27 protein-coding genes are annotated in these 26,835 nt (G+C 67.2%); 18 read left to right on the top strand and 9 right to left on the bottom strand.

Going from position 1 to position 26,835, the window contains the following annotated elements:
* The first annotated feature begins 28 nt into the window (after nucleotides 1–28).
* Nucleotides 29–406, top strand: a complete 378-nt coding sequence (locus ACO1BU_RS13710) for a YraN family protein (RefSeq protein ID WP_424136514.1) — start codon at nucleotides 29–31, stop codon at nucleotides 404–406.
* On the opposite strand, the gene mepA is transcribed toward ACO1BU_RS13710, so the two are convergent.
* From mepA to ACO1BU_RS13675, 7 genes are all read right to left on the bottom strand, one after another.
* Nucleotides 407–1,240: a penicillin-insensitive murein endopeptidase gene (gene mepA, locus ACO1BU_RS13705; RefSeq protein ID WP_424136513.1), complete on the bottom strand. Its 834-nt coding sequence runs from the start codon at nucleotides 1,238–1,240 to the stop codon at nucleotides 407–409. It abuts the gene before it with no gap.
* Between the two features lie 164 nt (nucleotides 1,241–1,404).
* On the bottom strand, nucleotides 1,405–1,683 hold the full coding sequence (locus tag ACO1BU_RS13700) for a hypothetical protein (protein WP_424136512.1): 279 nt from the start codon (nucleotides 1,681–1,683) through the stop codon (nucleotides 1,405–1,407).
* Nucleotides 1,684–1,691: 8 nt separating this feature from the next.
* Nucleotides 1,692–3,050, bottom strand: coding sequence for an HlyD family type I secretion periplasmic adaptor subunit (locus ACO1BU_RS13695; RefSeq protein WP_424136511.1), 1,359 nt, complete (start codon nucleotides 3,048–3,050; stop codon nucleotides 1,692–1,694).
* Complete coding sequence (locus ACO1BU_RS13690) at nucleotides 3,047–4,786, bottom strand: type I secretion system permease/ATPase (protein WP_424136510.1); 1,740 nt, start codon at nucleotides 4,784–4,786, stop codon at nucleotides 3,047–3,049. Before ACO1BU_RS13690 ends, ACO1BU_RS13695 begins: the two co-directional genes overlap by 4 nt.
* Nucleotides 4,787–4,885: 99 nt before the next feature.
* Complete coding sequence (locus ACO1BU_RS13685) at nucleotides 4,886–5,455, bottom strand: hypothetical protein (protein ID WP_424136509.1); 570 nt, start codon at nucleotides 5,453–5,455, stop codon at nucleotides 4,886–4,888.
* A gap of 5 nt (nucleotides 5,456–5,460) precedes the next feature.
* Nucleotides 5,461–5,859 (bottom strand): hypothetical protein, encoded by a 399-nt coding sequence (locus ACO1BU_RS13680; protein ID WP_424136508.1) that lies wholly within the window; start codon nucleotides 5,857–5,859, stop codon nucleotides 5,461–5,463.
* Nucleotides 5,856–6,308 carry a GtrA family protein gene (locus tag ACO1BU_RS13675; RefSeq protein ID WP_424136507.1) on the bottom strand — a complete coding sequence of 151 codons (453 nt, stop codon included), beginning with the start codon at nucleotides 6,306–6,308 and terminating at the stop codon, nucleotides 5,856–5,858. The genes ACO1BU_RS13680 and ACO1BU_RS13675 overlap by 4 nt, the downstream gene beginning before the upstream one ends.
* A 136-nt stretch (nucleotides 6,309–6,444) precedes the next feature.
* On the opposite strand from ACO1BU_RS13675, the gene ACO1BU_RS13670 reads away from it, so the two are divergent.
* From ACO1BU_RS13670 to ACO1BU_RS13610, 13 genes are all read left to right on the top strand, one after another.
* Nucleotides 6,445–8,052, top strand: a complete 1,608-nt coding sequence (locus tag ACO1BU_RS13670; protein WP_424136506.1) for an ABC transporter substrate-binding protein — start codon at nucleotides 6,445–6,447, stop codon at nucleotides 8,050–8,052.
* An 86-nt stretch (nucleotides 8,053–8,138) separates the two neighbouring features.
* Nucleotides 8,139–9,737 (top strand): ABC transporter substrate-binding protein, encoded by a 1,599-nt coding sequence (locus ACO1BU_RS13665; protein ID WP_424136505.1) that lies wholly within the window; start codon nucleotides 8,139–8,141, stop codon nucleotides 9,735–9,737.
* Between the two features lie 281 nt (nucleotides 9,738–10,018).
* On the top strand, nucleotides 10,019–11,608 hold the full coding sequence (locus tag ACO1BU_RS13660; protein WP_424136504.1) for an ABC transporter substrate-binding protein: 1,590 nt from the start codon (nucleotides 10,019–10,021) through the stop codon (nucleotides 11,606–11,608).
* A 9-nt stretch (nucleotides 11,609–11,617) separates the two neighbouring features.
* Complete coding sequence (locus ACO1BU_RS13655; RefSeq protein ID WP_424136503.1) at nucleotides 11,618–12,559, top strand: ABC transporter permease; 942 nt, start codon at nucleotides 11,618–11,620, stop codon at nucleotides 12,557–12,559.
* The gene (locus ACO1BU_RS13650) at nucleotides 12,556–13,512 is read left to right on the top strand and encodes an ABC transporter permease (RefSeq protein ID WP_424136502.1); all 957 of its coding nucleotides are present in this window, start codon (nucleotides 12,556–12,558) and stop codon (nucleotides 13,510–13,512) included. Before ACO1BU_RS13655 ends, ACO1BU_RS13650 begins: the two co-directional genes overlap by 4 nt.
* 3 nt (nucleotides 13,513–13,515) lie before the next feature.
* The gene (locus ACO1BU_RS13645) at nucleotides 13,516–14,529 is read left to right on the top strand and encodes an ABC transporter ATP-binding protein (RefSeq protein WP_424136501.1); all 1,014 of its coding nucleotides are present in this window, start codon (nucleotides 13,516–13,518) and stop codon (nucleotides 14,527–14,529) included.
* Nucleotides 14,526–15,563, top strand: coding sequence for an ABC transporter ATP-binding protein (locus tag ACO1BU_RS13640; protein ID WP_424136500.1), 1,038 nt, complete (start codon nucleotides 14,526–14,528; stop codon nucleotides 15,561–15,563). Before ACO1BU_RS13645 ends, ACO1BU_RS13640 begins: the two co-directional genes overlap by 4 nt.
* A 94-nt stretch (nucleotides 15,564–15,657) precedes the next feature.
* Nucleotides 15,658–16,161, top strand: coding sequence for a (2Fe-2S)-binding protein (locus tag ACO1BU_RS13635; protein WP_424136499.1), 504 nt, complete (start codon nucleotides 15,658–15,660; stop codon nucleotides 16,159–16,161).
* Nucleotides 16,162–16,178: 17 nt separating this feature from the next.
* Entirely contained in the window at nucleotides 16,179–16,970 is a 792-nt protein-coding gene (locus ACO1BU_RS13630; protein ID WP_424136498.1) for an FAD binding domain-containing protein, read from the top strand.
* On the top strand, nucleotides 16,960–18,255 hold the full coding sequence (locus ACO1BU_RS13625) for an NAD(P)/FAD-dependent oxidoreductase (RefSeq protein ID WP_424136497.1): 1,296 nt from the start codon (nucleotides 16,960–16,962) through the stop codon (nucleotides 18,253–18,255). The genes ACO1BU_RS13630 and ACO1BU_RS13625 overlap by 11 nt, the downstream gene beginning before the upstream one ends.
* A gap of 82 nt (nucleotides 18,256–18,337) precedes the next feature.
* A complete protein-coding gene (locus ACO1BU_RS13620) occupies nucleotides 18,338–19,105 on the top strand; it encodes a cold-shock protein (protein WP_424136496.1) in 768 nt (255 codons plus the stop codon).
* Nucleotides 19,106–19,264: 159 nt separating this feature from the next.
* Nucleotides 19,265–20,101: a flagellin gene (locus ACO1BU_RS13615; protein ID WP_424136495.1), complete on the top strand. Its 837-nt coding sequence runs from the start codon at nucleotides 19,265–19,267 to the stop codon at nucleotides 20,099–20,101.
* A 70-nt stretch (nucleotides 20,102–20,171) separates the two neighbouring features.
* Entirely contained in the window at nucleotides 20,172–21,359 is a 1,188-nt protein-coding gene (locus tag ACO1BU_RS13610) for an acetyl-CoA acetyltransferase (protein WP_424136494.1), read from the top strand.
* An 8-nt stretch (nucleotides 21,360–21,367) separates the two neighbouring features.
* On the opposite strand, the gene ACO1BU_RS13605 is transcribed toward ACO1BU_RS13610, so the two are convergent.
* Nucleotides 21,368–21,622, bottom strand: a complete 255-nt coding sequence (locus tag ACO1BU_RS13605) for a DUF2171 domain-containing protein (protein ID WP_424136493.1) — start codon at nucleotides 21,620–21,622, stop codon at nucleotides 21,368–21,370.
* A 113-nt stretch (nucleotides 21,623–21,735) separates the two neighbouring features.
* Between ACO1BU_RS13605 and ACO1BU_RS13600 the strand changes: the two genes are divergently transcribed.
* Entirely contained in the window at nucleotides 21,736–22,872 is a 1,137-nt protein-coding gene (locus ACO1BU_RS13600; RefSeq protein WP_424136492.1) for an acetoin utilization protein AcuC, read from the top strand.
* Between the two features lie 7 nt (nucleotides 22,873–22,879).
* A complete protein-coding gene (gene cutA, locus ACO1BU_RS13595) occupies nucleotides 22,880–23,206 on the top strand; it encodes a divalent-cation tolerance protein CutA (RefSeq protein ID WP_424136491.1) in 327 nt (108 codons plus the stop codon).
* 45 nt (nucleotides 23,207–23,251) lie between these two features.
* Here the strand turns inward: cutA and ispD are convergent, their stop codons facing one another.
* Nucleotides 23,252–24,397, bottom strand: a complete 1,146-nt coding sequence (gene ispD / locus ACO1BU_RS13590; protein ID WP_424136490.1) for a 2-C-methyl-D-erythritol 4-phosphate cytidylyltransferase — start codon at nucleotides 24,395–24,397, stop codon at nucleotides 23,252–23,254.
* 151 nt (nucleotides 24,398–24,548) lie between these two features.
* Between ispD and dusB the strand changes: the two genes are divergently transcribed.
* Both dusB and ACO1BU_RS13580 read left to right on the top strand, forming a co-directional pair.
* Complete coding sequence (dusB, locus tag ACO1BU_RS13585; RefSeq protein ID WP_424136489.1) at nucleotides 24,549–25,664, top strand: tRNA dihydrouridine synthase DusB; 1,116 nt, start codon at nucleotides 24,549–24,551, stop codon at nucleotides 25,662–25,664.
* A gap of 10 nt (nucleotides 25,665–25,674) precedes the next feature.
* Complete coding sequence (locus tag ACO1BU_RS13580; RefSeq protein WP_424136488.1) at nucleotides 25,675–26,814, top strand: two-component system sensor histidine kinase NtrB; 1,140 nt, start codon at nucleotides 25,675–25,677, stop codon at nucleotides 26,812–26,814.
* The last annotated feature ends 21 nt before the right edge of the window (nucleotides 26,815–26,835 follow it).

Here is a 26,835-nt window from a genome sequence, read left to right as displayed (position 1 = left end):
CCGAAGATGAAGCGGCTATCCTGGCAGGGTGGACCCGCATGCCAAGGATGATGCCCGCCGCGCCGCCGAGCGCCGGGGCCTGGACGCCGAATCCCGAGCCGCCGCAGCGCTGGAGGCGCGCGGATGGACGGTGCTCGCCCGGCGCGTCCGCACCCCGCATGGCGAGTTGGACCTGATCGCCGAGCGTGCGGGCTTGCTCGCCTTTATCGAGGTAAAGGCCCGGCCGAGCCTGGCCGAGGCCGCGTCCGCGGTTTCGGCGCGGCAGCAGGCGCGGATCATGGCTGCGTCCGAGGCTTGGCTCGCGGCCAATCCCAATCATGGCGAGGCCGGTATGCGCTTCGACGTGATCCTGGTTGCCCCCGAGGGCCTGCGCCGCGTGGTCGACGCCTTCCGCGCGTGGGACTGATCAGTGGGCCGAGAGAATCCCGGCACAGGCTGCCGGCATGCGCGGGCGGGGAGCCGGAGGGCCGCTGCGTGGTACCGGATGGCGCGCCTCGGGGGAGAGCCACCAGTCCAGGCTGGCGTCGCACCCATCACCCGGGGGCGGTGGTGCCTGGTCGTGGCAGTCCGGGCTGCCCGACGGGCATCGCAGGCGGATGTGCATGTGGCTGTCATGGCCTCGCCAGGGGCGCACATAGCGCAGCCAGGGCTCGCCGGCATGGGCGGCGCAGAGGCTGCGCTTGATGCCGTGATTCACGAAGATCCGGTCGATCCCGGGCAGTTCCGCGGCCATCCGGATCAGGCGCGCATGGGCTGCCGTAAAGAGATGAGGGTCAGCGGCGGACTGGTCGGGCAGGACCAGGGACTGCTCCGGGATGTTCTCCCGGGCCCGGACAGGGGTCAGTGGCTTGGGGGAGAGGTCCAGCCAGATATCGACATCCAGCCCGAACTGGTGGCTGGCATGACCATAGGGCAACGGCCCGCCGCGCGGTTGGCCCAGATCACCGATCCATAGGTCCGGTAAGCCGGCCTGCCGCGCCCGCCCGGCCAAGCTGCGGATTGCGGCAATCAGCACCGGGTGTCCCCAGTTCCGGTTGCGGGAGAGGCGGACAGCCTGCCAACCCGGACCCTCTGTAGGCAGAGCGACCGCTCCGCTGATACAGCCAAGGGAGGCGCTGCCGATGCTTCGCGCTGGTCCGGCGGTTGGGCCGGCCACGCTGGACCAGCTCGGCGCTTGTGCCTGGGTCGGGCCGGCCACAAAGGCAGCGAGGAGAAGGAAGCAGGGCAGACGGATCACCATCACCCAGCATCTCCCTCCGCGGGGAGCTCCGCCAGGGGGCCCAGCCGCATTTGATGGTCCGCCCGGCTAAAGCGTGGGTGAGGGTCTGACACCAGCTTCGCTGGGCTGTCCCGGGCGGGCCATGGGACGACCCCGGACCTTCGAGGCCCGCGGCCCTCCAGGGTTCAGCTGAAGCGGAACGTGGTTGGCGGATCGTTGCTTTCAGCCGCGGGGCCTGCCGCTGTCGCGGCCTGCTGCTGTTCCTTGGCCTTGGCCTCCACCTCTCGCATGACCCGGGTCAGGGTTCCCACCAGGCCGGGAAGCTGGGTCAGAGGCATGACCAGCAGGCCGGTGGGCGTCGGCTTCCCGTCGCCCTCCTGCACGCCCAGCTTGATGCGAGCGACGCCGTGGCGGACGGTAGCCTCCAGGACGCCATCGGTGAAAAGGGTCGGAAGATCGGCCATGGAAGCTCCTATTGCTCGCGGAAGGCGCGGTGGAAGCTGTCGAGGATCGGCTGGATCAGGTAGCGGAGGAAGGAACGCTCTCCGATCTGGATCTGGGCCTCGACCGGCATGCCTGGGCGCAGCTCGACGTTTTCCAGCCGGCTCAGCTGGCCCTCGTCGATCCGCACCTGCACGCGGTAGTACTCGCGGCCTGTGCGCTCCTCCGTGGTCACGTCGCCGGCGACCACGGTCACCTCCCCGTTCAGGAAGGGGACCAGACGCTGCTTGAAGGCGGGCAGGCGGACCTCCGCCAGCAGGCCGGGATGAACCACGTCGATATCATTGGGGGCGACCCGCACCTCGGCGATCAGGCGGTCGCGGGCCGGCACCAGTTCCATCACCGGCTCGCCAGGGCGGACCACGGCGCCGGGGTTGAAGAAGCGGGTGTTCAGGATCGTCCCGTCCTCCGGGGCCAGAATGTCGCGGCGGGCCGAGACGTCATTGGCCGCACGCAGCTTCTCCTCCGTGTCGTTCAGCCGGGCGCGGACGTCACGGGCTTCGGTGGAGGCCTCCTGCATGCGCTGGTCGAGCACCTGGCGGATCTGGGCCTGGGCCTCCCCGATCTGGGCCTTGGCCCGGTTCACCTGAGAGCGCAGGTCCCCGATGCTGCCCTCCGCCGAGGCGATCTGGCGCTGGAGTGCGAGCAGGCGCGGCATGCGCTCCAGCCCCTGGCGGACGAGGTTGCGGACATCCGCTTCCTCGCGCTGGAGCAGCTCGAGCTGCCGGACCTGGCCGTTGATCTGCGCCTCGGCCGAGATCACGGCGGATTGGTATTGGAGGCTCCGGGACTCCAGTACCTGGAGCTGGCTCCGCAGATTCGCCTGGCGGGTCGCGAAGAGCACGCGCTGGCCATTCATGGCCTCACGCGCACGGGGGTCATCGGACTGGAGCAGGGCGGGGGCGAAGGCGATCTCAGAGGCGCCCGCGATCTCGGCAGCGATGCGGCTGTCCTGCGCCAGCAGCGCCCAGCGCTGGGCGCGCAGCGCTTCCTGGTTCGAGGCGGCCTGAACGTCGTCCAACCGCATCAGTGGCTGGCCGGTCTTCACCGCATCGCCGTCACGCACAAGGATCTCGCGGACAATGCCGCCCTCCAAATGGGCGATGGTGCGGCGGCTGCCCTCAGCCTTGATGATGCCGGGTGCGATCGCGGCCTCGCTCAGGGGCACAAAAACGGTGAAGGCGGCGAGCCCGATCACGAAGGTGAGCAGCGCGGCCAAGCCCAGCACCATGGGCCCGCCGGTGCGTGGCCGGGGCATGGCGATGGCCGGCAGCCCGGCTTCCGGGGTGCGGGGGGCGGGAAGGCTCGGGGAGGGGAGGGACAGGCTCATGCGGCCACTCCGGGAAGGCTGGGGCCGGGCCGCTGCTGCCCGGGCGGTATGGCGCGCGGCGCGCGCAGGCGGTTCAGCACCTCAGCCCGCGGGCCGAAGAGCTCCGCCGCGCCGTCACGCATTACCAGGACCTTGTCGACGCCCTGGATAAGGGAGGGGCGGTGGCTGACGAGAACGATGGTGGTGCCGGTCGCCTTCAGGGTCGCAAGCCCCTCGCGGAGCCGCGCCTCGGCATCACCGTCCAGGCTGCTGTCGGGCTCGTCGAGAATGACCAGGCGCGGATTGCCGAAGAAAGCGCGGGCCAGACCGACCATCTGCCGCTGCCCTCCCGAAAGCGATGGGGCCCCGTCGGCGATCTCCGTTTCGAAGCCCTGCGGCAGCCGCAGGATCGCCTCATGGCAACCGGCGAGCGTGGCCGCGCGGTAGACCTCGTCCGGGTCCACCTCCTCCTGCAGCCGGGCGATGTTGCGGAAGACCGTGCCCTCGAACAGCTCCACATCCTGGGGCAGGTAGCCGATATAGCGGCCCAGATCCTCGCGCGGCCATGTCGAGAGGTCCGCCCCATCCAGCCGGGCGCTTCCGGCGATCGGCGGCAGGGTGCCGGCCAGGAGCCGGAGTAGCGTCGTCTTGCCGGAGCCCGACGGGCCGATGATGCCGAGGACCTCGCCCGGCTCCAGCGTGAAGGACACACCCTTGATGACCGCATTCTGCTGGCCGGGGACGGCCCAGGTCAGACGTTCTGCGGTCAGGCGGCCCTTGGGGGCGGGCAGGGGCTCGCCGTCCGGCCGTATGCGGGGCATGGCGAGAAAGCCGTGCAGGCGCTTCAGAGCCTGGCGGACATTCACGAGCGCCTTCCAGCCGCCGATCAGCTGCTCCACCGGCGCCAACGCCCGGCCCATGATGATGGATCCGGCGATGGAGGCACCCGAGGTGAGTTCCTGGTTCAGGGTCAGATATGCGCCGACGCCCAGCACGGCAATCTGGACAGCCAAGCGAACGAACTTCGTCAGCCCCATCAGCATCGCCGAGCGGGTGGCGGCAAGGTCCTGAAGGGGCAGGGCCTTGGCGGTCGTGGTCTGCCAGACCCGCAGCAGCGCAGGCAGCATGCCCATTGCGTCCGCGGCCTCGGCATTGCGCGCAATGGCATCGGCACGCTTCTGAGCGGCGATACCGGCCGTTCCGGCCTGACGCAGCGGGCCGGAGGTAGCCAGTTCGCTGGTCAGGGCCAGGGCGAAGAGGATGACGGCGCCGGCGAGGGCGATGCAGCCCAGGATCGGGTGCAGCAGGAAGATAACAGCAAGGTAAACGGGCACCCAGGGCACGTCATAAAGCGTGAGCGCCCCGGCCCCGGAGAGCCAGTTGCGGCAGACCGAAAGATCCCGCAGCGCCTCCATCCGGTAGGGACGGTTCCGCAGGGTCGCTTCCAGCGCCCGCGCGAAGCCCTCCGGCGCCACCCGGGCCTCTACCCAGGTCGCGAGCCGCTGCATGATCTGGGACCGCACGCCCTCAAGCAGGGAGAGGACGGCAATGGCGAAGATCGCCACCACCGTCAGCCAGAGCAATGTGTCCGTGCTGCGGGTCGCGAGGACCCGGTCGAACACCTGCATCATGTAGAGCGAGATCGTCAGCTGCAGCAGGTTCAGGACCAGGCTGAAGACGCCAACGACCGCGAACTGCGTACGGCACGCTGTCAGGGCGCGCGACAGAATATCCGATCGTGGTGTCTGCAATGCCATACTATTTCACGCTCCGAGACGTGCGGCCGGAGGAAACAACGCCGCTGACCCCAGCGCCGTTGACGGGCCGATAACACAGGTGAACCGAAAAGGTGCGAATTATCTGGCGGACATTGATCCGGATCGGAGGGACATAGGAGCCGCCTCCGTATCATTCCCCGCCAGCGAGGGAGCCGGGACCGCCAGATACGCGATCCGTTTCGCCTCGATGCGTCCGCGTGTGACCGTGTCCAGGATGAGCCCGCAACAAAGAGAGAAAAAACAAAGAAGCATCAGTGTCACGGAGGCGATAAAGGTCGGCAGCCGAGGCACCAAGCCGGTAGCCATATAAGTCTCGAACACCGGCAGGAGTAGGGCCAGCGCCGATATTGCTAGCAAAATACTGATTGTCCCGAAAAACAGCCGAGGCCTTTCTCGTTGGACCAAGGCGATGATCAGGCGAAGAATTCGAAGCCCGTCACGATAGGTCCGCAGCTTTGAGGCGGAACCGGCAGGCCGCTCGCCATAGCTCGTGGGCAGCTCGCTTACTGGCAGGCGCAGCTCCAGGGCGTGGACCGTGAACTCGGTCTCCGTCTCGAATCCGCCAGCCAGGGCCGGGAAGGACTTCACGAAGCGGCGGTAGCCCAAGAGCTTGTCGCTCGAGCGGTTTCCGAAGAGGGCGCGGACCACCCCCGTCAGGGCCCAGTTCCCGAGGCGGTGACCTGGCCGGTAGGCGCTCTCAACCTCCGTGACGCGGACGCGGGTAACCACATCAAGCCGATTCCGCAATGACGGGTCCAGATGGCCGGGGCGTCCGCCGCGTCATAGGTACCATCACCGTCCACCAATACGTAAGCATCCGCCTCGATGTCGGCGAACATACGGCGGACCACGTTGCCCTTCCCCTGGAGGGGCTCTGTCCAGACCGCGGCGCCCGCGGCTGCCGCTTCCTCCCGCGTCCGGTCCGTGGAATTATTGTCATAGACATGAATAACCGCGCCGGGGAGGGCGGCCTGGAAGCCGCCCACCACAGCCGCGATCGTCGCCTGCTCATTATCGCAGGGGACGAGAACGGCCGTGCGCAGCAGGTTCATTGCGCGCCGAAGACGTAGCGGCGGGAAAGGAGAAAGTTTCCGGTCATCCCGACCAGGGCGCCGGCTGCCACCCCCAGGATGGGGTCGGCTGCCGCCAGGGGCAGGTTCGCCACCATCAGGACATAGGTGCTATAATTTAGTGCAAAGCCCACCAGGTTCACCGCCAGGAAGATCAGCCACTGGCGGCCCAGTCCAGCGCGGCCGTCGGGCCCCTGGGCGGTGCGAAAGGTCCAAATGCGGTTCAAGGCCCAGGTTGCCGTTGCAGCGGCAACATAAGAGAGGATCCGGCCGCTATAAAGCCCACCGCCAATGGCCAGCAGCCCGTAGAGCACTGCCGTGTCCACAACAAAGCCTGCCGTGCCGACCACTCCGAATCGGAGGAATTGCACGGCCAGGGCACGCCGGGCTGGCGGCAGCAGCGCATCGACAAGAGGGGGGCACGCATTCATCGCGCTTCGTTTAGCCGTGGGCCTGGTGCGGGGAAAGGGCAAGCTTCGAGCCGGTGGGAGTGAGGGGCAGGGGCTTGCGCCGGCAGCGGGCCTGCGCTTGCCTCTGCCCCTCCCACCGGAAGGAACGGTAGAGCGTATGCCCACGGATCGTCGTCGATTCCTGGCCGGCGGCGCCGGCCTGGCCCTGGCCGCGCCGCTTGGCTTGTCCCGCCCCGCCCTGGCCCAGACGGCCGGAGCCCGGGTGCTGAAGTTTATCCCCCAGTCCGACATAACGGTGACGGACCCTATCATCACCACCGCCTATGTCACGCGCAACCACGGTTTCGCGGTCTTCGACACGCTCTATGGCTTTGATGAGGACTTCAATGCCCAGCCCCAGATGGCTGAGGGGCACACGGTTGAAGAGGACGGCAAGCGGGTCACCATTCGGCTACGCGAGGGGCTGAAGTGGCATGACGGCGCGCCGGTGCTGGCGAAGGACTGCGTCGCCTCCATCCGCCGCTGGGCCGCGCGTGACGCGATCGGGCAGGCGCTGATGGTGCGCACCGATGCGCTGGAGGCGCCGGACGACCGCACAATCCTGTTCCGCCTGAAGCAGCCCTTCCCGATGCTGTTCTCTGCGCTGGGCAAGCCCAGCACACCGGTCTGCTTCATGATGCCCGAGCGCATGGCGAAGACCGACCCCGCACAGCCGGTGCGCGAAATGATCGGCAGCGGACCCTTCCGCTGGAAGGCTGATGAGCGCGTGGCGGGCTCGCTGGCCGTTTACGAGAAGTTTGCCGACTACGTGCCGCGCGCGGACGGTACGGTGAGCTGGACCGCCGGGCCGAAGCGCGTGCATCTCGACCGGGTCGAGTGGCACGTGATCCCCGACGCCTCCACAGCTGCCGCGGCGCTGTCCAATGGCGAGATGGACTGGTGGGAGCAGCCCACCGCCGATCTGCAGCCGCAGCTCCGCCGCAACCGCAACGTGGTGATGGAAATCCCGGACCCCACCGGGCTTTGCGCCATCGCCCGCTTCAACCACCTGCACCCGCCATTCAACAACCCCGCCATCCGCCGTGCGCTGCTCGGCGGCGTGGTGCAGGGCGACTACATGACGGCGGTGATCGGCACAGACCGCTCGCTGTGGAAGGACGGCAATGGCTTCTTCCCGCCCGGCACGCCGCTGGCGAGCGATGTGGGTATGGAGGCACTGACCAGCCCGCGCGACTTCGAGAAGGTGAAGCGCGACCTGGCTGCGGCCGGCTACAAGGGCGAGAAGGTCGTGCTGATGGCAGCCTCCGATTTCCCCTCGCTCAACGCGCTGGCACAGGTCGGGCACGACATGCTGACCAAGTGCGGGATGAATGTGGAGTTTGTCTCGGCCGACTGGGGTACCGTGGTTCAGCGCCGCGCAAGCAAGGAGGCGCCGGAGAAGGGCGGGTGGAGCCTGTTCTTCACCTTCTTTGCCGGGTTGGACATGATCAATCCTGGAGTAAATCAGCCCCTGCGCGGCAACGGGCAGAATGCCTGGTTCGGGTGGCCGACCATGCCAAAGGTTGAGGAGCTGCGGAACGCCTGGTTCGACGCGCCGGATCTGGAGAACCAGCAAAAGGTCGCTCGCGACATCCAGGCTGAGGCCTTCCGGGAGGTGCCCTATCTGCCCTTGGGCCAGTACTTCCAGGCTACTGCCTACCGCCGTGGGTTGTCGGGTGTACCCAAGGGGTTCCCGATGTTCTGGAACGTGCAGAAGACGACCTGAGCCGCCACTGCAACAGTGGGGCCGCCGGGCTTGCCCCGGGGCCCCGCCTCCTGCTCACATGTCCGTAACAACGGGGAGCAGGTTGGATGATTCGACGCCGCCACCTTCTGGCGGCCGCGGGCGCGGGTGCGTTCGTGGCCGGTGCCCTGCCTTCCGCGCCGGCTATCGCCCAGGCGGCCGGTAGCCGGGTGCTGAAAATGGTGCCTCAGGCCAACCTGACCAGCCTGGACCCGATCTGGACCACGGCCAACATCACCCGCAACCACGGGTATATGGTCTATGACAACCTCTACGGCATGGACTCCCAGTTCCAGCCGCAGCCGCAGCTTGCCGAGGGAAGTTCGGTCGAGGAGGACGGTAAGCGCGTCATCATCACACTGCGCCAGGGGCCGAAATTCCACGATGGGGAGCCGGTGCGCGCGGCGGATGCCGTGCAGAGCCTCAAGCGCTGGATGCGCCGCTCGCCCTCTGGCCAGAAACTGGCAGAGTTCGTGGACGAGCTCTCGGCCCTGGATGACCGCCGCCTACAGTTCCGGCTGAAGCGGCCCTTTCCTTTCCTCTTCTCGGCGCTCGCACAGGTCAGCAACAGCCCAGCCTTCATCATGCCGGAGCGCATCGCCGCCACGGATGCCTTCCAGCAGATCCGGGAAACGGTCGGCAGCGGGCCCTTCCGCTTCAAGCGGGACGAGTTCAATTCGGGCAGCCTCGTCGTTTATGAGCGCAACCCCGATTACAGTCCCACCCCGGTTGGCACGCCGAGCCTGACGGCCGGGCCGAAGAACGTGTTCTTCGACCGGGTGGAGTGGCAGATCATCACTGATGCCTCGACTTCCGCCGCCGCGCTGCAGGCGGGGGAAATCGATTGGTTCGAGCAGCCACCTCCCGAGATCCAGCAGCTTCTCCGCCGCAACCGCGCCATCTCGATCGAGCCGATCGATCCGCTGCCGCTGATCGGAATTCTGCGGCCCAACCACCTCTTCGCGCCGTTCAACGACAAGAAGATGCGCCAGGCGCTGCTGCCCGCGATCGACCAGGCGGATTTCATGCAGGCGATCGTCGGCACGGAGCCGGGCCTGTGGGAGAAGGCCGGTGTCTTCACCCCGGGCACGCCCTTGGCCAGCGATGTCGGGATGGAGCCACTCTGGGGGCCGCGCAGCCTGGATCGCGCGAAGGCCCTGATGCGCGAGGCCGGCTACACCAATCAACTCATGCGGCTGGTGGGACCGACCGACATCCTGGCTCCTTCGGCCATGACCCAGGTCGCGGCGGACCTCGTCCGGCGGCTCGGCTTCAACGCCGATATCGTGCTGACGGATTGGGGCACGACGGTGCAGCGTCGTGCGAGCCGTGAGCCCCTGGACAAGGGCGGGTGGAGCATGATCCTCACCTCGTTCTCGTCCTTCGACTTTGTCGATCCCTCCGCTCATTTCCCCCTGCGCGGCAATGGCGCGAATGCCTGGCCGGGCTGGCCGGATATCCCGCAGCTCGAGACTCTGCGGGACGAATGGTTCGTGGCGCCGACGCTGGAGGAGCAGAAGCGCATCGGCCAGCAGATGCAGCGCATTGCCATGGACGAGGTCCCCTACATCCCGGTTGGGGCCTACAAATCCCTCACGAGCATCCGGCGCGACCTGCGTGACCGTGTGCCCGGTTTCGCCATGTTCTGGAACATCAAGCGGGCCTGAGAAGCTGGAGCAGGCCGTGGGCGAGCGCCTCGGGGCAAATCCGAGGGGTCAGGCGGTGGGGGCTTGCCTCACCTTCCGCTCGGCTTCGATGGACTGCCCGGCGATCGCGGGCAGAGGGCAACGAGGCGCTCCGGGCCTGATGGAACATCGATACGATCCGAGAGCTGGCACGCGCCGTGCTAGGCATCGCGGATAAGGTGGCGCGGCCAGCCGAACTGCGGCAGGCTGGCCCTACAGGGCAGGTGGCACGGCGAAGGCCGGCCCAGATGGGGGTTTGAAGGATGGATCGTCGTTCGTTCCTCAAGGTCGGGCCGGGGCTGGCCGCGGCGGGTCTTGCCTCGCCGGCGCTGTCCCAGGGGGCCGCGGCGAAGACCCTGCGCTTCGTGCCGCAGGCGAACCTGGCGAATTTCGACCCGATCTGGGGCACCCAATACGTGGTCCGCAACGCCGCGGCGATGGTCTGGGACACACTCTACGGCGTGGACGAAAAGCTTCAGCCCCAGCGGCAGATGGTGGAGAGCGAGGAGGTCTCCTCCGATGGGCTGGTCTGGACCTTCAAGCTGCGTCCTGGGCTGAAGTTCCATGACGGCTCCCCGGTCCTCGCGCGGGACGTGGTGGCCAGCCTGAACCGCTGGGCGGTCCGCGACCCGATGGGGCAGATGATCCGGGCCATCCAGAACGAACTGGCGGTGGTGAACGACACCAGCTTCCGCTGGTCGCTGAAGCAGCCTTACCCGAAAATGCTGTTGGCACTGGCGAAGAACAACGCGCCCTGCAGCTTCGTCATGCCCGAGCGGATTGCACAGACCGATCCTTTCCAGCAGATCACCGAGTTCGTTGGCTCCGGCCCGTTCCGCTTCAAGCGTGAGGAATGGGTGCCGGGTGCCAAGGCTGTCTTCGAGAAGTTCAATGATTATCAGCCGCGCAGCGAGCCCGCCTCCTGGCTCGCAGGCGGGAAGCGCGCGCTGATTGATCGCGTGGAATGGGTGGTGATGCCCGATGCCGCGACGGCCGCTGCCGCGCTGCAGAACGGCGAGGTGGACTGGTGGGAGAATCCGATCAGCGACCTGATCCCGCAGCTTCGCCGAAGCCGCAACATTCAGGCCGATATTGCTGACCCGCTGGGCAATATCGGTGCGCTGCGGATGAACCATCTGCACCCGCCCTTCAATGATGTGCGCGCGCGCCAGGCTGTGCTGATGGCGATCAGCCAGGAGGACGTGCTGCGCGCACTGGCGGGTGACGACGAGAGTACCTGGAAGCGCCTGCCCAGCTACTTCACCCCCGGCACGCCGCTCTATTCGGAGGCGGGAGGCGATCTGCTCAAGGGGCCCCGCAATTACGAAGCTGCTCGGAAGCTGCTGCTGGAGAGCGGCTACAAGGGCGAACCTGTGGTGATGCTGGTTGCGCAGGACCAGCCGATCACCAAGGCGCAGGGCGACGTGACGAGCGAGGCGCTGAAGAAGATCGGCATGAATGTCGACTACGTCGCGACGGATTGGGGCACGGTGGGCAGCCGCCGTGCCGTGAAGACGCCACCGAGCCAGGGTGGTTGGAACATCTTCTTCTCCTGGCATGCGGGCGCGGATTGCATCAACCCGGCTGCCTATACGGCTATCCGTGCGAATGGCGACGGTGCCTGGTTCGGCTGGCCGAAGAGCGACGAGGTGGAGGCCAAGCGCGACGCCTGGTTCGCCGCCACCTCGCTTGAACAGGAAAAGGCCGCTATGGCGGAACTGAACAGGGCGGCCATGGACCATGTGATCTACTGCCCGACGGGCTTTTTTACCTTCTACACCGCCTGGCGCCGGAACGTGTCGGGTATCGTCAAGGGGCCGCTGCCCTTCTTCTGGGGCGTCTCCAAGAGCTAGGGAACCGGGATGTTCGCTTACGCGCTCCGCCGGATTGTTGCCACCATCCCCGTGATGGCGATCGTGGCGCTGTTCGTCTTCAGTCTTCTCTACATATCGCCGGGCGACCCAGCCGCAGTGATCGCGGGCGACCAGGCCACGCCGGCGGATGTGGAGCGGATCCGGGCCAGCCTCGGCCTGGACCGGCCCTATCTCGTGCGCTTCGGCGAATGGGTCTGGCATATCATCCGGGGTGACCTTGGCACCTCGATCTTCACCAACCTGCCCGTCAGCACCATGATCGCGCAGCGGATCGAGCCAACCCTCTCCCTGATGGTCATCACGCTGATCCTTGCGGTCGGCATCGCGGTGCCGATGGGGGTGATCGCGGCCTGGAAGCAGGGCACCATCATTGACCGGCTGGTCATGGGCTTCGCGGTACTAGGCTTCTCCGTGCCGGTCTTCGTGGTCGGCTACCTGCTCGCCTATATCTTCGCGCTGCAGCTGGATTGGTTGCCGGTTCAGGGCTACACGCCCTTCGCCCGCGGCATCTGGCCCTGGTTCCAGAACCTGATCCTGCCCGCCATCGCGCTGGGTGGTGTCTACATCGCGTTGATCGCCCGCATCACCCGCGCGACGATGCTGGAAGTCTTGCAGCAGGACTATATCCGGACGGCGCGCGCGAAGGGCGTGGGGCAGCCGGGTATCCTCTTCCTGCATGCGCTGAAGAACGCTGCCGTGCCGATCGTTACCGTCATTGGTATCGGCGTGGCATTGCTGATCGGCGGCGCTGTCGTGACAGAGAGCGTCTTCGCCATACCCGGCCTTGGCCGCCTGACGGTGGATGCCATCCTTCGACGCGATTACCCCGTGATCCAGGGCGTCATCCTTCTCTTCTCCTTCGTCTATGTCTTGGTGAACCTGCTGATCGACCTCCTCTACACCCTGTTCGATCCGAGGATCCGGTATTGAGCACCTCCGCCATCCAGCCGGCCGCCGCTGAGGCGGGCATGATCCCGCCCGGCGCTATCGGGCCGGCCGACGTCGCCGCAGCACCGGCCCTGCCGGACGTGATGCCGCCCGTGAAGCCCAGGCGTGGCTTCATTGGCTTCCTGCGCCGCAATCCGACCATCGCGATCGGCGGCGGGCTGATGCTGCTGATCCTGCTGATCGCGATATTCGCGCCTCTGCTCTGGACCGTGGACCCGACCGCGCTTGCCCCGGCCCGGCGCACGCGCGAACCCTCGGCCATGTACTGGTTCGGCACGGACATGCTGGGTCGCGATGTCTATTCCCGCGTGCTCTACGGCTCTCGGGTGTCGCTGCTCGTGGGCTTCGCCGTGGCCCTTTTCTCCTCGGTGATTGGGCTCACGATCGGGCTTATCTCCGGCTTCGTCCGCTGGGCGGACGCCATCATCATGCGCGTCATGGACGGGCTGATGTCCATTCCCTCCATCCTGCTCGCGATCGCACTGATGGCGCTGACCCGGGGCAGCGTGGGCAATGTGATCCTGGCGATCACCATCGCGGAGGTGCCGCGTGTTTCCCGCCTGGTACGCGGCGTGGTGCTGTCCTTGCGTGAGCAGCCCTATGTGGACGCGGCAGTCGCCTCAGGTACGAGCACGCCGCGGATCATCTTCCGCCACATCTTGCCGAACACGCTCGCGCCGCTGACCGTTCAGGCGACCTATATCTGCGCCAGCGCCATGATCGCGGAAAGTATCCTCTCCTTCATCGGCGCCGGTACCCCGCCGATCATCCCGTCCTGGGGGAACATCATGGCGGAGGGCAGGGCCCTCTGGCAGGTGAAGCCCTATATCGTCTTCTTCCCGGCGGTGTTCCTGTCCCTGACAGTGCTGGCGGTGAACCTGCTGGGTGACGGCCTTCGCGACTGGCTCGACCCGCGCATGGCCAAGAGGGTTTGACCCATGTCCTCTAGCATCGGGGCCAACGCGCCCCTTCTCGAGGTTCGGAACCTCCAGACGCATTTCCGCACGCCCGACGGTATCAACCGCGCCGTCGATGGCCTCTCCTTTCACGTGAACGCCGGTGAGACGGTGGCGATCGTGGGCGAGAGCGGCTGCGGCAAGTCCGTCACCTCCATGTCCATCCTGCGACTCATTCCGGAGCCGCCCGGGAAGATCGCCGGCGAGATACTGTTCAACGGTCGCGACCTGCTGAAGCTGTCGGACCGCGAGATGCGCGCCATTCGCGGCAACGATGTCAGCATGATCTTCCAGGAGCCGATGACCTCGCTGAACCCGGTGCTGACCGTGGGCCGGCAGATCGGCGAGACGCTGCGACTGCACCAGGGCATGAACAAGGCCCAGGCCGAGGCGAAGTCGATCGAGATGCTGAAGCTGGTCGGCATTCCGGCGCCGGAGCGGCGGGTGAAGGAATACCCGCACCAGCTCTCCGGCGGTATGCGCCAGCGCGTGATGATCGCCATGGCACTGGCCTGCAACCCGAAGTTGCTGATTGCGGACGAGCCGACCACGGCGCTGGACGTGACCATTCAGGCGCAGATTCTCGACCTGATGCGGGACCTCAAGCACCGCGTGGGCGCGGCAATTGTCCTTATCACCCATGACCTCGGCGTGGTGGCGGAGGTCGCGGAACGGGTGATCGTCATGTATGCCGGCCGCAAGGTTGAGGAGGCGCCCGTGCGCGAGCTCTTCAACGATCCAAAGCACCCCTACACCCAGGGCCTGCTGGGCGCGGTGCCGAAGCTCGGGTCCTCGCTGACCGGCGAGGAGACGCGGCTGGCCGAGATCCCGGGCCTCGTGCCCAGCCTGAAGACGCGCATCGACGGCTGCGTTTTCGCCGGGCGTTGCCCAAGAGCCACCGATCTCTGCCGCGCCATTGCGCCGGCCCTGGAACCCAAGGCGCCGAACCACACGGCCGCTTGTCACTATGCCGCAAAGGAGCTGATGGCCGCATGAGTGCCGCGCTCTCCAACGCTCGACCGCTTCTGCAAGTCGACGATCTCAAGAAGCACTTCCCCCTGCGGGGAGGCCTGCTCGGCGGCGTCACCGGCCATGTCTACGCCGTGGACGGCGTGTCCTTCGAGATTGCGAAGGGCGAGACGCTCTCCCTTGTGGGCGAATCAGGCTGCGGCAAGTCAACGGTTGGGAAGGCCGTGCTGCGCCTCTTCGACATCACCTCGGGACAGGTGGTGCTGGACGGGCAGCGGATCGACACGCTGCCGAATTCCTCGCTGAAGCCGATGCGGCGCCGCGTGCAGGTGGTGTTCCAGGATCCCTTCAGCAGCCTCAACCCGCGCATGCGGGTGCGCGATATCCTGGCCGAGCCGATTCGTAATTTCGGGCTGGCCAAGGACAGCGCGGATCTCGACCGCCGGCTCGCGGAGCTGATGGACACGGTCCGCCTGCCTCGGGACGCCATTGGCCGCTGGCCGCATGAGTTCTCCGGCGGGCAGCGCCAGCGCATCGGCATCGCCCGTGCCCTGGCGGCGGAGCCCGACCTGATCATCTGCGACGAGGCCGTCTCGGCGCTCGACGTGTCGGTGAAGGCGCAGATCGTCAATCTGCTGCAGGACCTGCAGGCCAAGCTGGGCCTGGCGATGCTCTTCATTAGCCATGACCTGGCGATCGTCGAGCACATGACCCATCGCGTGGCCGTGATGTATCTCGGCAAGATCGTGGAAGTGGCGCCTCGCCGCAGCCTCTTCGCCGCACCGAAGCATCCCTACACCGAGGCACTGCTCTCGGCCGTGCCGGTGCCCAAGCCCGGGGCCTCGCGGCAGCGCATCATCCTCAAGGGTGACGTGCCCAGCCCGATCAACCCGCCCAACGGCTGCCGCTTCCACACGCGCTGCCCCTATGTCTTCGATCGGTGCCGGGTGGAGGAGCCGCTGCTCAAGCCGACCAGCCCCGCCCATACGGCGGCCTGCCATCTGCACGACCTGCCAGCCAGCCAGAACCCACTCTCTCGGGACATCTCGCCCCTCCACTGACGGAACCGGAAGGGGCACCTCGCTTGACGGTTCGGGACGGTCGCGCGAGGTTCCGGACAATGGACGTCCCGAGCGATCGGGCGGGGAGCAGAAGATGCCGAATGTCAGTCTGACGGTGAACGGCCAGCAGCACAGCGTGGAGGTCGAGGGCCGCACCCTGCTGGTGGAGCTGCTGCGGGAGAAGCTGCGGCTCACAGGGACGCATGTTGGCTGCGACACCAGCCAGTGCGGCGCCTGCGTGGTGGATGTGAACGGTGACAGCGTGAAGTCCTGCACCATGCTGGCCGTGCAGGCCGATGGTGCGACGGTCACCACCATCGAGGGTCTGGCCGCGCCGGACGGCACGCTGCACCCGATGCAGGAGGCCTTCCGCGAGTATCACGCCCTGCAGTGCGGCTTCTGCACGCCGGGCATGGTCATGTCCGCGATCGACCTGGTGAAGAAGCACCCGGACGGCCTGAGCGAGCACGAGATCCGCGAGGGGCTGGAGGGCAATCTCTGCCGCTGCACGGGCTATCACAACATCGTTCGGGCGATCGCTGCCGCTCAGGACGTGATGCATGGCCGCCGCGACGCGTTGGCCCCGGCCGAAGCCTGAAGGGAGAGGCCCGATCCATGTATGATTTTGCTTATCACAAGCCCTCCAACATCGCCGAAGCGGTAAGCCTGCTGGCCGATCCGGATGCCCGCCCAATCTCGGGTGGCCAGACGATCCTGCCGGCTCTCAAGCACCGGCTCGACCGCCCCTCGGCCCTGGTGGACCTCTCCGGCATTGCCGAGCTGCGCGGCATCCGGCGGGAGGGTGACGCCGTCGTGATTGGTGCCATGACCCGCCATGTGGAGATCACCAAGGACCCGGCGGTGAATGGCGCCATTCCTGTCCTGGCCCGGATGGCTGCCGGCCTGGGCGACACCCAGGTCCGCAACCGCGGCACCATGGGCGGGTCGCTGGCCAATAATGACCCGGCGGCCGACTATCCTGCCGCCGCCTTGGCACTGGGCGCGACCTTTATCACCAGCCGCCGACGCATCGAGGCCGACGACTACTTCCTGGGCATGTTCACCACGGCACTGGAGCCGGGCGAGCTGTTGACCGCCATTTCCTTCCCGATTCCGGAGAAGGCGGGCTATGCCAAGATGCGCAATCCGGCCTCCCGCTACGTTATGACCGGCGTCTTCGTGGCTCGCGGGCCGAAGGGCGTGCGGGTGGTGGTAAACGGCGCGGGCCCCGGCGTGTTCCGCCAGACGGATATGGAGGCCGCCCTGTCCGCCAACTGGTCGCCCGAGGCGGTGGCGGGCATTCGCCAGTCGCCCGATGGGCTGAACAGCGACATTCATGGCAGCGCCGAGTACCGTGCCCATCTCGTGACGGTGATGGCCAGGCGCGCGGTGGTCGATGCCGGCTGAGCCGGCCCCGGAAAAGGTTCCGCCGGGAACGCATCTTGTCATCATTGGCGCCGGTATCGTCGGCGCCTGCACGGCACTGGAAGCCCTGGACCGGGGCTTCCGCGTCACCATCCTCGATCCCGGCCCGCCGGGTGGGGAGCAGGCAGCCTCCTACGGGAATGGCTGCTGGCTTTCCTTCATGTCCGTGCTGCCCCCGGCCATGCCTGGATTGTGGAAGCAGGTTCCGGGCTTCCTGCGCGATCCGCTTGGGCCCTTGGCCATTCGCTGGTCCTATTTCCCCCGAGTCCTGCCCTGGCTCTGGGCCTATCTTCGTTCCGGTTGGACTGAGGCGCAGGTGCTGGAAACAGCGCGCGCGCTGAAGACGCTGCTGGCCGATGGCCCCACGCTGCACAAGACACTGGCAGAGCGCGCCGGGGTGCCTGATCTGATCCGGCGCGACGGGCTGATGTATGTCTATCCGTCTCGGGAGGATTACGAGAAGGAGGCAATGGGCTGGCGTATCCGCCGGGCCGTCGGGTTGAGCTGGAAGGAAATCGGGCCGGAGGAGATGCGGCAGCTCCAGCCCGATCTGGACCGCCGCTATGGCTTCGGCGCTTTGTTCGAGGAGGCCGGGCATTGCACCGACCCCGGCGCCTATGTCGCTGCCCTCGTGGAGCAAGCGGTAGCCGAGGGCGCCACCCTCTGTCGCGCTGAGGCAACTGGCTTCCGGATCCAGGCGGGGCGGCTGAAGGCGGTGCTGACGGGTCAGGAGGAGATCGCCGCCGATCGCGCGGTGATCTGTGCCGGTGCCCGGTCCCGCAGCCTGGCCGCGTCCGCCGGGTCCCGCGTGCCGCTGGAGACGGAGCGCGGCTACCACGCCGTGGTGCTGGGGGCAGAGGTCGGGCCGCGCATTCCGATCATGCCTTCCGATGGTAAGATGGCCATCACTCCGACCCGGGCCGGGCTGCGGGTTTCCGGCCAAGTGGAAATCGCGGGGCTCGAAGCGGCGCCCAATTGGAGGCGCTCGGAAATTCTGCGGGACCACCTGCTGCGGTCCTTCCCTGGCCTGCCGCGCGATCTGCCGGCCGAGCGCGTGAAATTCTGGATGGGCCACCGCCCCTCCATGCCCGATGGGCTGCCCTGCCTAGGCTATGCCGCGGCCACGCCAGATATCGTGATGGCCTTTGGTCACGGGCATGTCGGATTGGTCAGTGGCCCGCGAAGTGGGAAAGCGGCGGCCGCCCTGGCCGCCGGAACCACACCAGGAATCGATCTTAGGCCCTATGATCCCCGTCGATTCACCTAGCATTCCTTGCGTGACCGTGTCAGCATGAGGATACCGGTCCTGCATCCCGTCGGGCCGATCTGTTTGCGGATAATGAGATACAGTGTTCCCCGAGAATGAATCGCAGGGTGGCACCGGGCCCGTAGAGGCCGAGGTGAAGTGGTACAATGGCCGCAAGGGTTTCGGCTTCGTGCTCGGGCCCGACGGACAGGACGTGTTCTTTCACGCTTCGGCAATGGCCGAGGCCGGCATCCAGTCGGCGGATACGGGCGATAAGCTGGTCTGCGAGATCGGCACGGATCGCCAGGGCCGCCGCCTTGTTACCCGCATCCTCGAACTGAAGCCCGGTCCGGGCGGTGGCGCTGGCGCTGGCGGTGGTGGTTTCGGGGATCGCCCGCCGCGTCGTGACTTTGGTGGTGGCGGCTTTGGAGATCGCCCGCCGCGCCGTGAGTTCGGCGGTGGTGGTGGCGGCTTCGGGGATCGCCCGCCGCGTCGTGACTTTGGTGGTGGCGGCTTCGGAGATCGCCCGCCGCGTCGTGAATTCGGCGGCGGTGGCGGCTTCGGCGGTGGCGCCGGTGGTGGTGGTTTCGGCGCCCCGCGCCGTGATTTTGGCGACCGTCCGCCGCCGCGCCGCGACTTCGGCCGTGACGAGGGTGGCCCGACCTATGCCGTGAACGGCACCGTCAAGTGGTTCGACCAGGTGCGTGGCTTCGGCTTCGTGACCCCGGATGATGGCGGCCAGGACGTGTTCCTGCACTCCTCCGTCCTGCAGCGCGCCGGCGTGACCGACGTACAGCAGGGCCAGAAGGTGGCGTTGGACGTGCGCGACGGCCAGCGCGGCCGCCAGGCTGTGCAGTACAAGGGCGGCTGATCGCCGCATCCTTGCCGGATGATGGAAGGCCTCGGCTCAATGCCGGGGCCTTCTGATTCCGGGGCTCACGCGTCGCTGTGTTGTTAGGTCTTCCTTCACTCTTCGCGTCCAGTGTCTTGCCCAGGGCGGGTGACCCGCCGACGCGAAGGGAAGACCCCGATGGCGACGAACTCCGTCAACACGAACATCGGCGCGCAGGTCGCGCTGCAGTCCCTCAACCGCACGAACGAGGCTCTGGCGGTCACGCAAAAGCGTGTCTCGACCGGGTACCGCGTGGCAGACGCGAAAGATGACGGCGCGGCTTTCGCCGTGGCTCAATCTGTACGGGCCGATATCGCCGGCCTCACCTCAGCCAATGAACAGATGGGCAGCGTTCAGGGCATCCTGGACACGACCCTGGCCGGGCTGAACAAGGTTTCCGACACCATGACGGAAATCCGCGGCGTGCTGGTGAAGCTTGCCGACGGCACTCTCTCCGGCGCGCAGCGTACCCAGTACCAGGCGCAGTATGACTCGCTCCGCACCCAGGTGCAGAATTTCATCACCGATGCGACCTATAATGGCCGCACGCTCCTCACCACCTCCGCCGCGGCTGGGGGCGGCGACATCGCCACCACGCGGAACGAACAAGCCACCGTCTACAACCTGACCTCGATCGAAGGCTCGACCGCCCTCGTCGTTGCCGCCGCGCCGACGGATGCGGCCTCCGCGGCTTCGGCGCTCGCGGCCGACGGTGATTTCGCGACGAAGATGACGGCGGTGAATACCGCGCTGAACACCTTCGGCAACAACGCCACCTATCTTGAAGCGCAGATGAGCTACAATAAGGAGAAGCTCGACTCTCTCGAAACCGGCCTCGGCTCCCTGATCGACGCCGACCTGGCAAAGGAGAGCGCGAAGCTCCAGGCCCTGCAGATCCGCCAGCAGCTCGGCACCCAGGCACTCGGCATCGCGAACCAGTCGCCCCAGGGTCTGCTCAGCCTCTTCCGCGGCTGATTGCGGCCGCCCATTCCCGATCCCCAGCCGGCGCCCTATCTTCCCTGGCAAGAAGCGGAGGGATCGTGGGATGGCCGGGCATGGAACGGACGGGGCCTGCATCGTCGGTTGGGCACATACGCCCTTTGGCAAGCTGGAGGACGCGCCGGACGCCGAGGCCCTGATCAGCCGCGTTGCACGGGCGGCCATCGAGGATGCGGGTATCGACCCCGTCGACATCGATGCGGTCTATCTCGGCCATTTCAACGGCGGGTTCCAGAAGCAGGACTTTCCGGCCGCCCTCGTCCTGCAATCCCTGCCAGAGTTGCGCTTCAAACCGGCGACCCGGCTGGAGAATGCCTGCGCCACCGGCTCGGCCGCCATTCACGGCGCCATGAACTTCCTGGGCGCCGGCAGGGGACGATTTACCCTGGTCATCGGTGTCGAGAAGATGACGGCCATCCCCGGCTCCCAGGTCGGCGATGTGCTGCTGGGTTGCGCCTATCGGCGGGAGGAAGGCGACATCCCCGCAGGCTTCGCCGGTGTCTTCGCCCGGATCGCTGAATCCTACTTCCAGCGGCATGGGGACCAGTCCGATGCCTTGGCGGCTATCGCGGCCAAGAACCATCGCAACGGCGTGGACAACCCTTACGCCCAGATGCGCAAGGATCTCGGCTACGAATTCTGCCGCACGGTCAGCGAGCGCAACCCGGTGGTGGCCGGTCCGCTGAAGCGCACGGATTGCAGCCTGGTCTCGGATGGCGCGGCAGCGCTGGTGCTGACCGATGCGGAGACCGCCGCGAGCCTGGGCAAGGCCGTGCAGTTTCGTGCTGCGGTGCAGGTGACCGACCTGATGCCCATTTCGGCTCGTGACATCACGCGCTTCGAAGGAGCGCGAGAGGCCTGGCGGCAGGCCTATGAGGCTGCGGGCGTGGGTGTGGGCGATCTATCCTTCGCCGAAGTGCATGATTGCTTCACCATTGCCGAGCTGATCGATTACGAGGCGATGGGCCTGGTACCTGAAGGGCAGGGGGCCCGGGCCGTGCTCGAAGGGGTGGTGGCCAAGGATGGGCGGCTACCGGTGAACCCTTCGGGCGGCCTGAAGTCCAAGGGTCATCCGATCGGGGCCACGGGCGTGTCCATGCATATCCTGGCCGCCATGCAGCTCGCCGGCGAGGCTGGCGGAATGCAGATTCCGGGCGCGACGCTTGGTGGGGTCTTCAATATGGGTGGCGCCGCGGTCGCGAACTACGTCTCCATCCTGGAACGGCTGCGCTGAGGCCCCGGTCAGGCCTCCGTATGGCCATGCTGCTCGCCGCTGTGCATCAAGGCCTGCACCTCCTCCAGCGTGAGCTGGGTGGTGACCTTGTCGTCGTCCACCGCGGAAACCTCCGCAAGCGGGATGTAATGGTGCTGGCCGTCACCGATGCTCCCGCGAGTTAGCTTGAGCCGCCCTGCGTCCAGGTCATCCACCGTGCCGATATGACGGCCACGGCAATCTACAACGGGCATATGAGCACGGATCAGCGTGGTATCGACCATCATTGCGTCTCCTCGGTCCCGGATCAGCCCCTAAACGGCGGCGAGGCCCGGGGGATGCCTGGGGCGTCGGGCCGGAAAGCCGGTCGGCCTGCATGGGCGTGATGGATCGGTCGGTGCAGGGACGTCACCGGCCCTTGCTGATCGGGTCGGAGATCTACCGCGGATCGACCTATGGGCCGACGCACCCGCTGGCCATTCAGCGCGTGCCGGCCACGCTGGACCTTATCCGGGCACTCGGCTGGCTGGACCCGGCGCGCTATCTGGACAGTCCGCGCGCCACCCCGGCCCAGCTCACCCGCTATCACACCCCTGACTACATCGCCGCCCTGCAGCAGGCTGAGGCCCAGCAATCCGTGTCGGAGGCGGTGCGGGAGCGGCATCACATCGGTGCCCGCGGCAACCCCGTCTACCCGGAAGTCTTCCGCCGCCCGGCCACCAGCGCCGGCGGAGCCATCTTGGCCGCGCGGCTGACGCGGAATGGCGGCGTGGCCCATGTACCCGGCGCCGGAACGCATCACGCCATGCCGGACCGGGCCAGCGGCTTCTGCTACATCAACGATCCCGTCATCGGCCTGTTGGAATGGCTGGATCTCGGCCTCACCAACATTTTCTACATCGATATCGACGCGCATCATGGCGACGGCGTGGAGTTCGCCTTCCGGGACGATCCGCGCGTCTTCACCCTTTCAATCCATGAAGCCGCGCGTTGGCCCTTCACAGGGAAGCTGGAGGACCGCGCGGGCGGCCATGCGCGCAACATCCCCGTGCCGCAGGGCTTCAACGACACGGAGATGGACCACGTCCTGCACGCGGCCATCCTGCCGATCCTGCGGCATCTCCGTCCCCAGGCCGTCATGCTCCAATGCGGCGCCGACGCGCTTGAGGAAGACCCGCTCGCACGCCTCTCGCTCTCTAACAATTCCCACCGTGCCGTCGTTCAGGCCCTGATGGCCGAAGCGCCGCGCCTGATCGTCACGGGGGGAGGGGGCTACAACCCCTGGACCGTTGCTCGCTGCTGGGCCCTCGTCTGGGGCGCGCTGAATGACTATCCCGTCCCGAAGCGCCTTCCGCCCGCCGCCGAGGCCGTGCTCCGTGCGCTGACCTGGGACCGATCGGCCGGCCGCAATCCGCCTGATCACTGGTCCACCACCCTGCTGGACCCGCCACGTCCCGGTCCATTGCGCGACTTGGTCGTGCTTGCCTGCGAAGCGGTGCTGGACGGCCTGCCGCAGCCTACCCGGACCGAGTGAGGAATTGATGAACAGTCCTGACGATCCGATCCTCGTCTATGTCACCGCTGCTGATGTCGAGGAGGCTCGGCGGATCGGCCGTACCCTGGTCGAGGAACGCCTGGCCGCCTGCGTGAACCTTCTTCCCGGGCACGATGCGATCTATCGATGGGAAGGACGGATTGAGGAGGCGCGGGAGAGCGCCTTCCTGGCAAAGACGACGCGGGACCGCTTCGAGGCGCTCCGGGCGCGGGTGCGGGCGCTCCATTCCTACACGACACCCTGCATTGTTACTCTGAGGCTGGGCGAGGGCGACCCGGACTACCTTGCCTGGCTCCGCGCAGAGGTCGCCTAAGGGCGGTCCCCCCCCATCGTTTCCTGCCTCTTCGGCAGGCCCGCGTTAAGCCGGCACCAGGATGCTGACCGCTGCCTGGGCCGCGATACCTTCCTCCCGGCCGGGGAAGCCCAACCGCTCCGTGGTTGTGGCTTTCACCGAGACGCGGTTCTCCGGCACGCCGAGCAGCGCCGCCACCCGCGCGATCATGGCTGGGGCGTGCGGGGTGATCTTCGGCCTCTCGCAGATCAGGGTGACATCGGCATTGGCCAGCACCCCGCCCCGGGCAGCGATCCGGCCTGCGGCGTGGCGCAGGAACTGCGCGCTGTCCGCGTCCTTCCACTGCATCTGGCTCGGCGGGAAATGGCGGCCGATATCGCCTTCGGCCAGCGCGCCATAGATCGCATCGCATAGGGCGTGCAGCCCGACATCAGCGTCCGAATGCCCATCCAGCCCCATGCTGTGCGGAACCTGCACACCACACAGGAAGAGCGGGCGCCCTTCCACCAGACGGTGCACATCGAAGCCGGAGCCAACGCGGGGCAGCAGGCGCGGCAACATGGCGGCCTCCACGCGCTCCAAGTCGCCGGGATAGGTGATCTTCACATTGTCCTCCGATCCAGGGACCAACTTCACGGGATGGCCCGCCGCTTCCAGCAGCGAGGCGTCGTCCGTAGCGCCCTCGGGCGCCGCGCGATGCAGGGAGAGCAGCAGCGGAAAGCGGAAGCCTTGGGGCGTCTGGGCCCGGTGCAACCCTTCTCGCGGCACTGTACGAACGATGTTGCCGCCCTGGCCAAGCTTCAGCGTATCGGCCACTGGCTGGGCGGGAATGGCTCCTTCCGCGGCCTCCAGCGCGGCCAGCACGGCGGCGACGGTTCCGGCCGGCACGATCGGGCGGGCGGCATCATGGACCAGCACCAGATCCGGTGCTTGTGCCGCCAACGCCTCCAGTCCGGCCCGTACGCTGGCCTGGCGTGTCGCGCCGCCGGTTGCGGCGGGCCGCACCGGCAGGCCAGCCAGAATCGAATCGACGCGTTCGCGCTCAGCATCGGCGCAAACCGGCTGGATCACCTCCACCAAACCGTCGCGCAGCAGCGCCTCGGCGGCGTGGCGCAGCACCGGACGGCCTAGCAGGGGAAGGAACTGCTTCGGTTCCCCGCCGCCCAGGCGCTCCCCACGCCCGGCCGCCATCAGCAACGCCGCCACCCGCATGCTATCATCCCCTTCAGGCACGTTCCGGTGAGCGCGCCTATCAAAACGCGGCGGAACCTAGCGGCCTTGCAAGGCCACGCCCAGGGGCCCGCCCGCCTTGTCCCTCGATCCCGCTTGACCGGGCACCTGCCCGGTTGATAGGCAGATGCCCATGCCGACAACATCACGCATTGGAGAGGCTGCTCAACCTGAGGGCAGCCCGCGCCTGCGACCCATCCAGCTCGGCGATGTCCGCATTGAGCGTCCGGTTATTCTCGCGCCCATGTCCGGGGTGACCGATCTGCCCTTCCGGCGCATTGCCCGCGGCCGGGGGACGCCCATGGTGGTCAGCGAGATGATCGCGAGCCAGGCCATGATCCGCGAGAACCACCAGACCATGAAAATGGCCGAGGTGGACGGATTCGGCGGCCCTGCCAGCGTGCAGCTTGCCGGCTGCGACCCCGAGGTGATGGCGGAGGCGGCGAAGCTCGCCGTGGATCGTGGCGCCGCGCTGGTGGACATCAATTTCGGCTGCCCCGTGAAGAAGGTAGCGATCGGCCAGCAGGCCGGCAGCGCCCTGATGCGGGACGAGATCAAGGCCGCCCGCATCCTTGAGGCGACGGTGAAGGCCGTCTCTGTTCCGGTCACGCTGAAGATGCGCATGGGCTGGGACCATTCGAACCTGAACGCTCCGAACCTCGCCCGCATCGCGGAAGCCTGTGGCATCCGCATGGTGACCGTGCATGGCCGTACCCGGCAGATGCTCTATACCGGCACGGCGGATTGGGCCTTCGTCGCGAAGGTGAAGGCGGCGGTCACCATCCCCGTGATCGTGAACGGGGACATCCTCGGCCCGCAGGACGCGGAGGAGGCGCTGCGTCAATCGAACGCGGATGGCGTGATGATCGGCCGCGGTGCCTATGGCCGGCCCTGGCTGCCGGGCCTGGTGGCCGAATACCTGGCCACCGGCACCATGCCGGAATTGCCTTCGCTGGCCGAGCAGCATGCCATGCTGCTGGAGCATTACTCGGCGATGCTGTCCCATCACGGCAGCAACCCCGGCCTCCGCCTCGCCCGCAAGCATATCGCCTGGTACTCGCGCGGCCTGCCCGGCAGCGCCGAGTTCCGCGTCCGCATCAACGCGGCTGACACGGTGGAAAACGCCCTGGCCGCGATCGAGTCTTTCTACCGCCCGTTGCTGGACGCCGGGGTGGAAGGGGTGCGCGACTTCTATCGCGAAGCTGGCCGCGAGGCGGCCCGCGACGACGACGCCGCCCTGGCCGCCTGAGGAGCTTCGAATGGCCGGAACCAACGGTTTACTGGACAAGGGCGGACTGCCAGGCAGCGCCCATCTCCTCTCGGCCCTGCCCGTGCCGGTGGTGCTGCTGGACGAGGAAGAGCGTTTCCGTTTTGCCAACCCGGCGGCGGAGCTGTTCCTGGGCCTCTCCTCGGCCACTCTTGCGCAACTGCGCCTGACGGACCTGCTGCCGGAGGATTCTCGCCTGCTTGCGTTGGTGCGGCAGGTGCGCATGGCGGATGCGCCGGTCTCCGACCATGACCTGACGCTCCGCTCGCCCCGCCTGCACCGCGACGGCGTGGCCGCCCATGGCGCTCCCCTGCCGGAGATGCCGGGGGCGGTGGTGCTCACCCTGCAAGATGGCTCCACCGCGCAGAAGCTTGATCGGCAGCTAAATTTCCGTGGCGCCGCACGCGGGGCCAGTGCCATGGCTGCCATGCTGGCGCATGAGGTGAAGAACCCGCTCTCCGGCATCCGGGGCGCGGCGCAGTTGCTGGAGCAAGCGGCATCCGAGGGGGACCGGGAGCTCTGCCTTCTCATTCAGGATGAAGTGGACCGGATCCGCGATCTGGTGGAGCGGATGGACATGTTCTCCGAGCGGCCGCTGGAGCGGGAAGCCGTGAACATCCACGAGGTGCTGGATCATGTGCGACGGATCGCCGGCACTGGCTTCGCCGCGCATCTCCGTATCGTGCAGGATTATGACCCCTCCCTTCCGCCGGTCTGGGGCAACCGCGACCAGCTCGTGCAGATCCTGCTGAACCTCGTGAAGAACGCCGCTGAAGCCGTTGATCCGCAAGGTGGCGAGATCGTGCTGACCACCGCCTATCGGCATGGCGTTCGCTTGGCCATTCCGGGCTCGCGTGAGCGCGTGCATCTGCCCCTGGAGGTGTCGGTGCGCGACAACGGTCCGGGCATCGATGAGGATGTGCGCGCCAGTCTCTTCGAGCCCTTCATCACGACCAAGCGGGGCGGGCAGGGGCTCGGTCTCGCACTGGTCGCTAAGTTGGTGGCGGACCATGGTGGGCTGATCGAATGCGACAGCCGCCCGGGCCGCACCGTGTTCCGCCTCTCCTTGGCCAAGCCGCCAACTCGCGTCGCGCAGCCCATGCCACGGGCGCGGATGCGTCAGACGGCCTGATAGGGAAGTCATGCAAACCTT

It is taken from the genome of Roseomonas chloroacetimidivorans (genome assembly GCF_049629625.1).
GTDB lineage: Bacteria > Pseudomonadota > Alphaproteobacteria > Acetobacterales > Acetobacteraceae > Roseomonas > Roseomonas chloroacetimidivorans.
Note: the sequence above shows the minus strand (reverse complement) of the source record. Positions and strands in the feature narration are given on the sequence as shown.

Coding starts and splice junctions, on each gene's coding strand:
- mepA (WP_424136513.1), bottom strand. CDS start 1,240: ATGGTGATCCGTCTGCCCTGCTTCCTTCTCCTCGCTGCCTTTGTGGCC.
- ACO1BU_RS13700 (WP_424136512.1), bottom strand. CDS start 1,683: ATGGCCGATCTTCCGACCCTTTTCACCGATGGCGTCCTGGAGGCTACC.
- ACO1BU_RS13695 (WP_424136511.1), bottom strand. CDS start 3,050: ATGAGCCTGTCCCTCCCCTCCCCGAGCCTTCCCGCCCCCCGCACCCCG.
- ACO1BU_RS13690 (WP_424136510.1), bottom strand. CDS start 4,786: ATGGCATTGCAGACACCACGATCGGATATTCTGTCGCGCGCCCTGACA.
- ACO1BU_RS13680 (WP_424136508.1), bottom strand. CDS start 5,859: ATGAACCTGCTGCGCACGGCCGTTCTCGTCCCCTGCGATAATGAGCAG.
- ACO1BU_RS13675 (WP_424136507.1), bottom strand. CDS start 6,308: ATGAATGCGTGCCCCCCTCTTGTCGATGCGCTGCTGCCGCCAGCCCGG.
- ACO1BU_RS13670 (WP_424136506.1), top strand. CDS start 6,445: ATGCCCACGGATCGTCGTCGATTCCTGGCCGGCGGCGCCGGCCTGGCC.
- ACO1BU_RS13665 (WP_424136505.1), top strand. CDS start 8,139: ATGATTCGACGCCGCCACCTTCTGGCGGCCGCGGGCGCGGGTGCGTTC.
- ACO1BU_RS13660 (WP_424136504.1), top strand. CDS start 10,019: ATGGATCGTCGTTCGTTCCTCAAGGTCGGGCCGGGGCTGGCCGCGGCG.
- ACO1BU_RS13655 (WP_424136503.1), top strand. CDS start 11,618: ATGTTCGCTTACGCGCTCCGCCGGATTGTTGCCACCATCCCCGTGATG.
- ACO1BU_RS13645 (WP_424136501.1), top strand. CDS start 13,516: ATGTCCTCTAGCATCGGGGCCAACGCGCCCCTTCTCGAGGTTCGGAAC.
- ACO1BU_RS13640 (WP_424136500.1), top strand. CDS start 14,526: ATGAGTGCCGCGCTCTCCAACGCTCGACCGCTTCTGCAAGTCGACGAT.
- ACO1BU_RS13635 (WP_424136499.1), top strand. CDS start 15,658: ATGCCGAATGTCAGTCTGACGGTGAACGGCCAGCAGCACAGCGTGGAG.
- ACO1BU_RS13630 (WP_424136498.1), top strand. CDS start 16,179: ATGTATGATTTTGCTTATCACAAGCCCTCCAACATCGCCGAAGCGGTA.
- ACO1BU_RS13625 (WP_424136497.1), top strand. CDS start 16,960: ATGCCGGCTGAGCCGGCCCCGGAAAAGGTTCCGCCGGGAACGCATCTT.
- ACO1BU_RS13615 (WP_424136495.1), top strand. CDS start 19,265: ATGGCGACGAACTCCGTCAACACGAACATCGGCGCGCAGGTCGCGCTG.
- ACO1BU_RS13610 (WP_424136494.1), top strand. CDS start 20,172: ATGGCCGGGCATGGAACGGACGGGGCCTGCATCGTCGGTTGGGCACAT.
- ACO1BU_RS13605 (WP_424136493.1), bottom strand. CDS start 21,622: ATGGTCGATACCACGCTGATCCGTGCTCATATGCCCGTTGTAGATTGC.
- cutA (WP_424136491.1), top strand. CDS start 22,880: ATGAACAGTCCTGACGATCCGATCCTCGTCTATGTCACCGCTGCTGAT.
- ispD (WP_424136490.1), bottom strand. CDS start 24,397: ATGCGGGTGGCGGCGTTGCTGATGGCGGCCGGGCGTGGGGAGCGCCTG.
- dusB (WP_424136489.1), top strand. CDS start 24,549: ATGCCGACAACATCACGCATTGGAGAGGCTGCTCAACCTGAGGGCAGC.
- ACO1BU_RS13580 (WP_424136488.1), top strand. CDS start 25,675: ATGGCCGGAACCAACGGTTTACTGGACAAGGGCGGACTGCCAGGCAGC.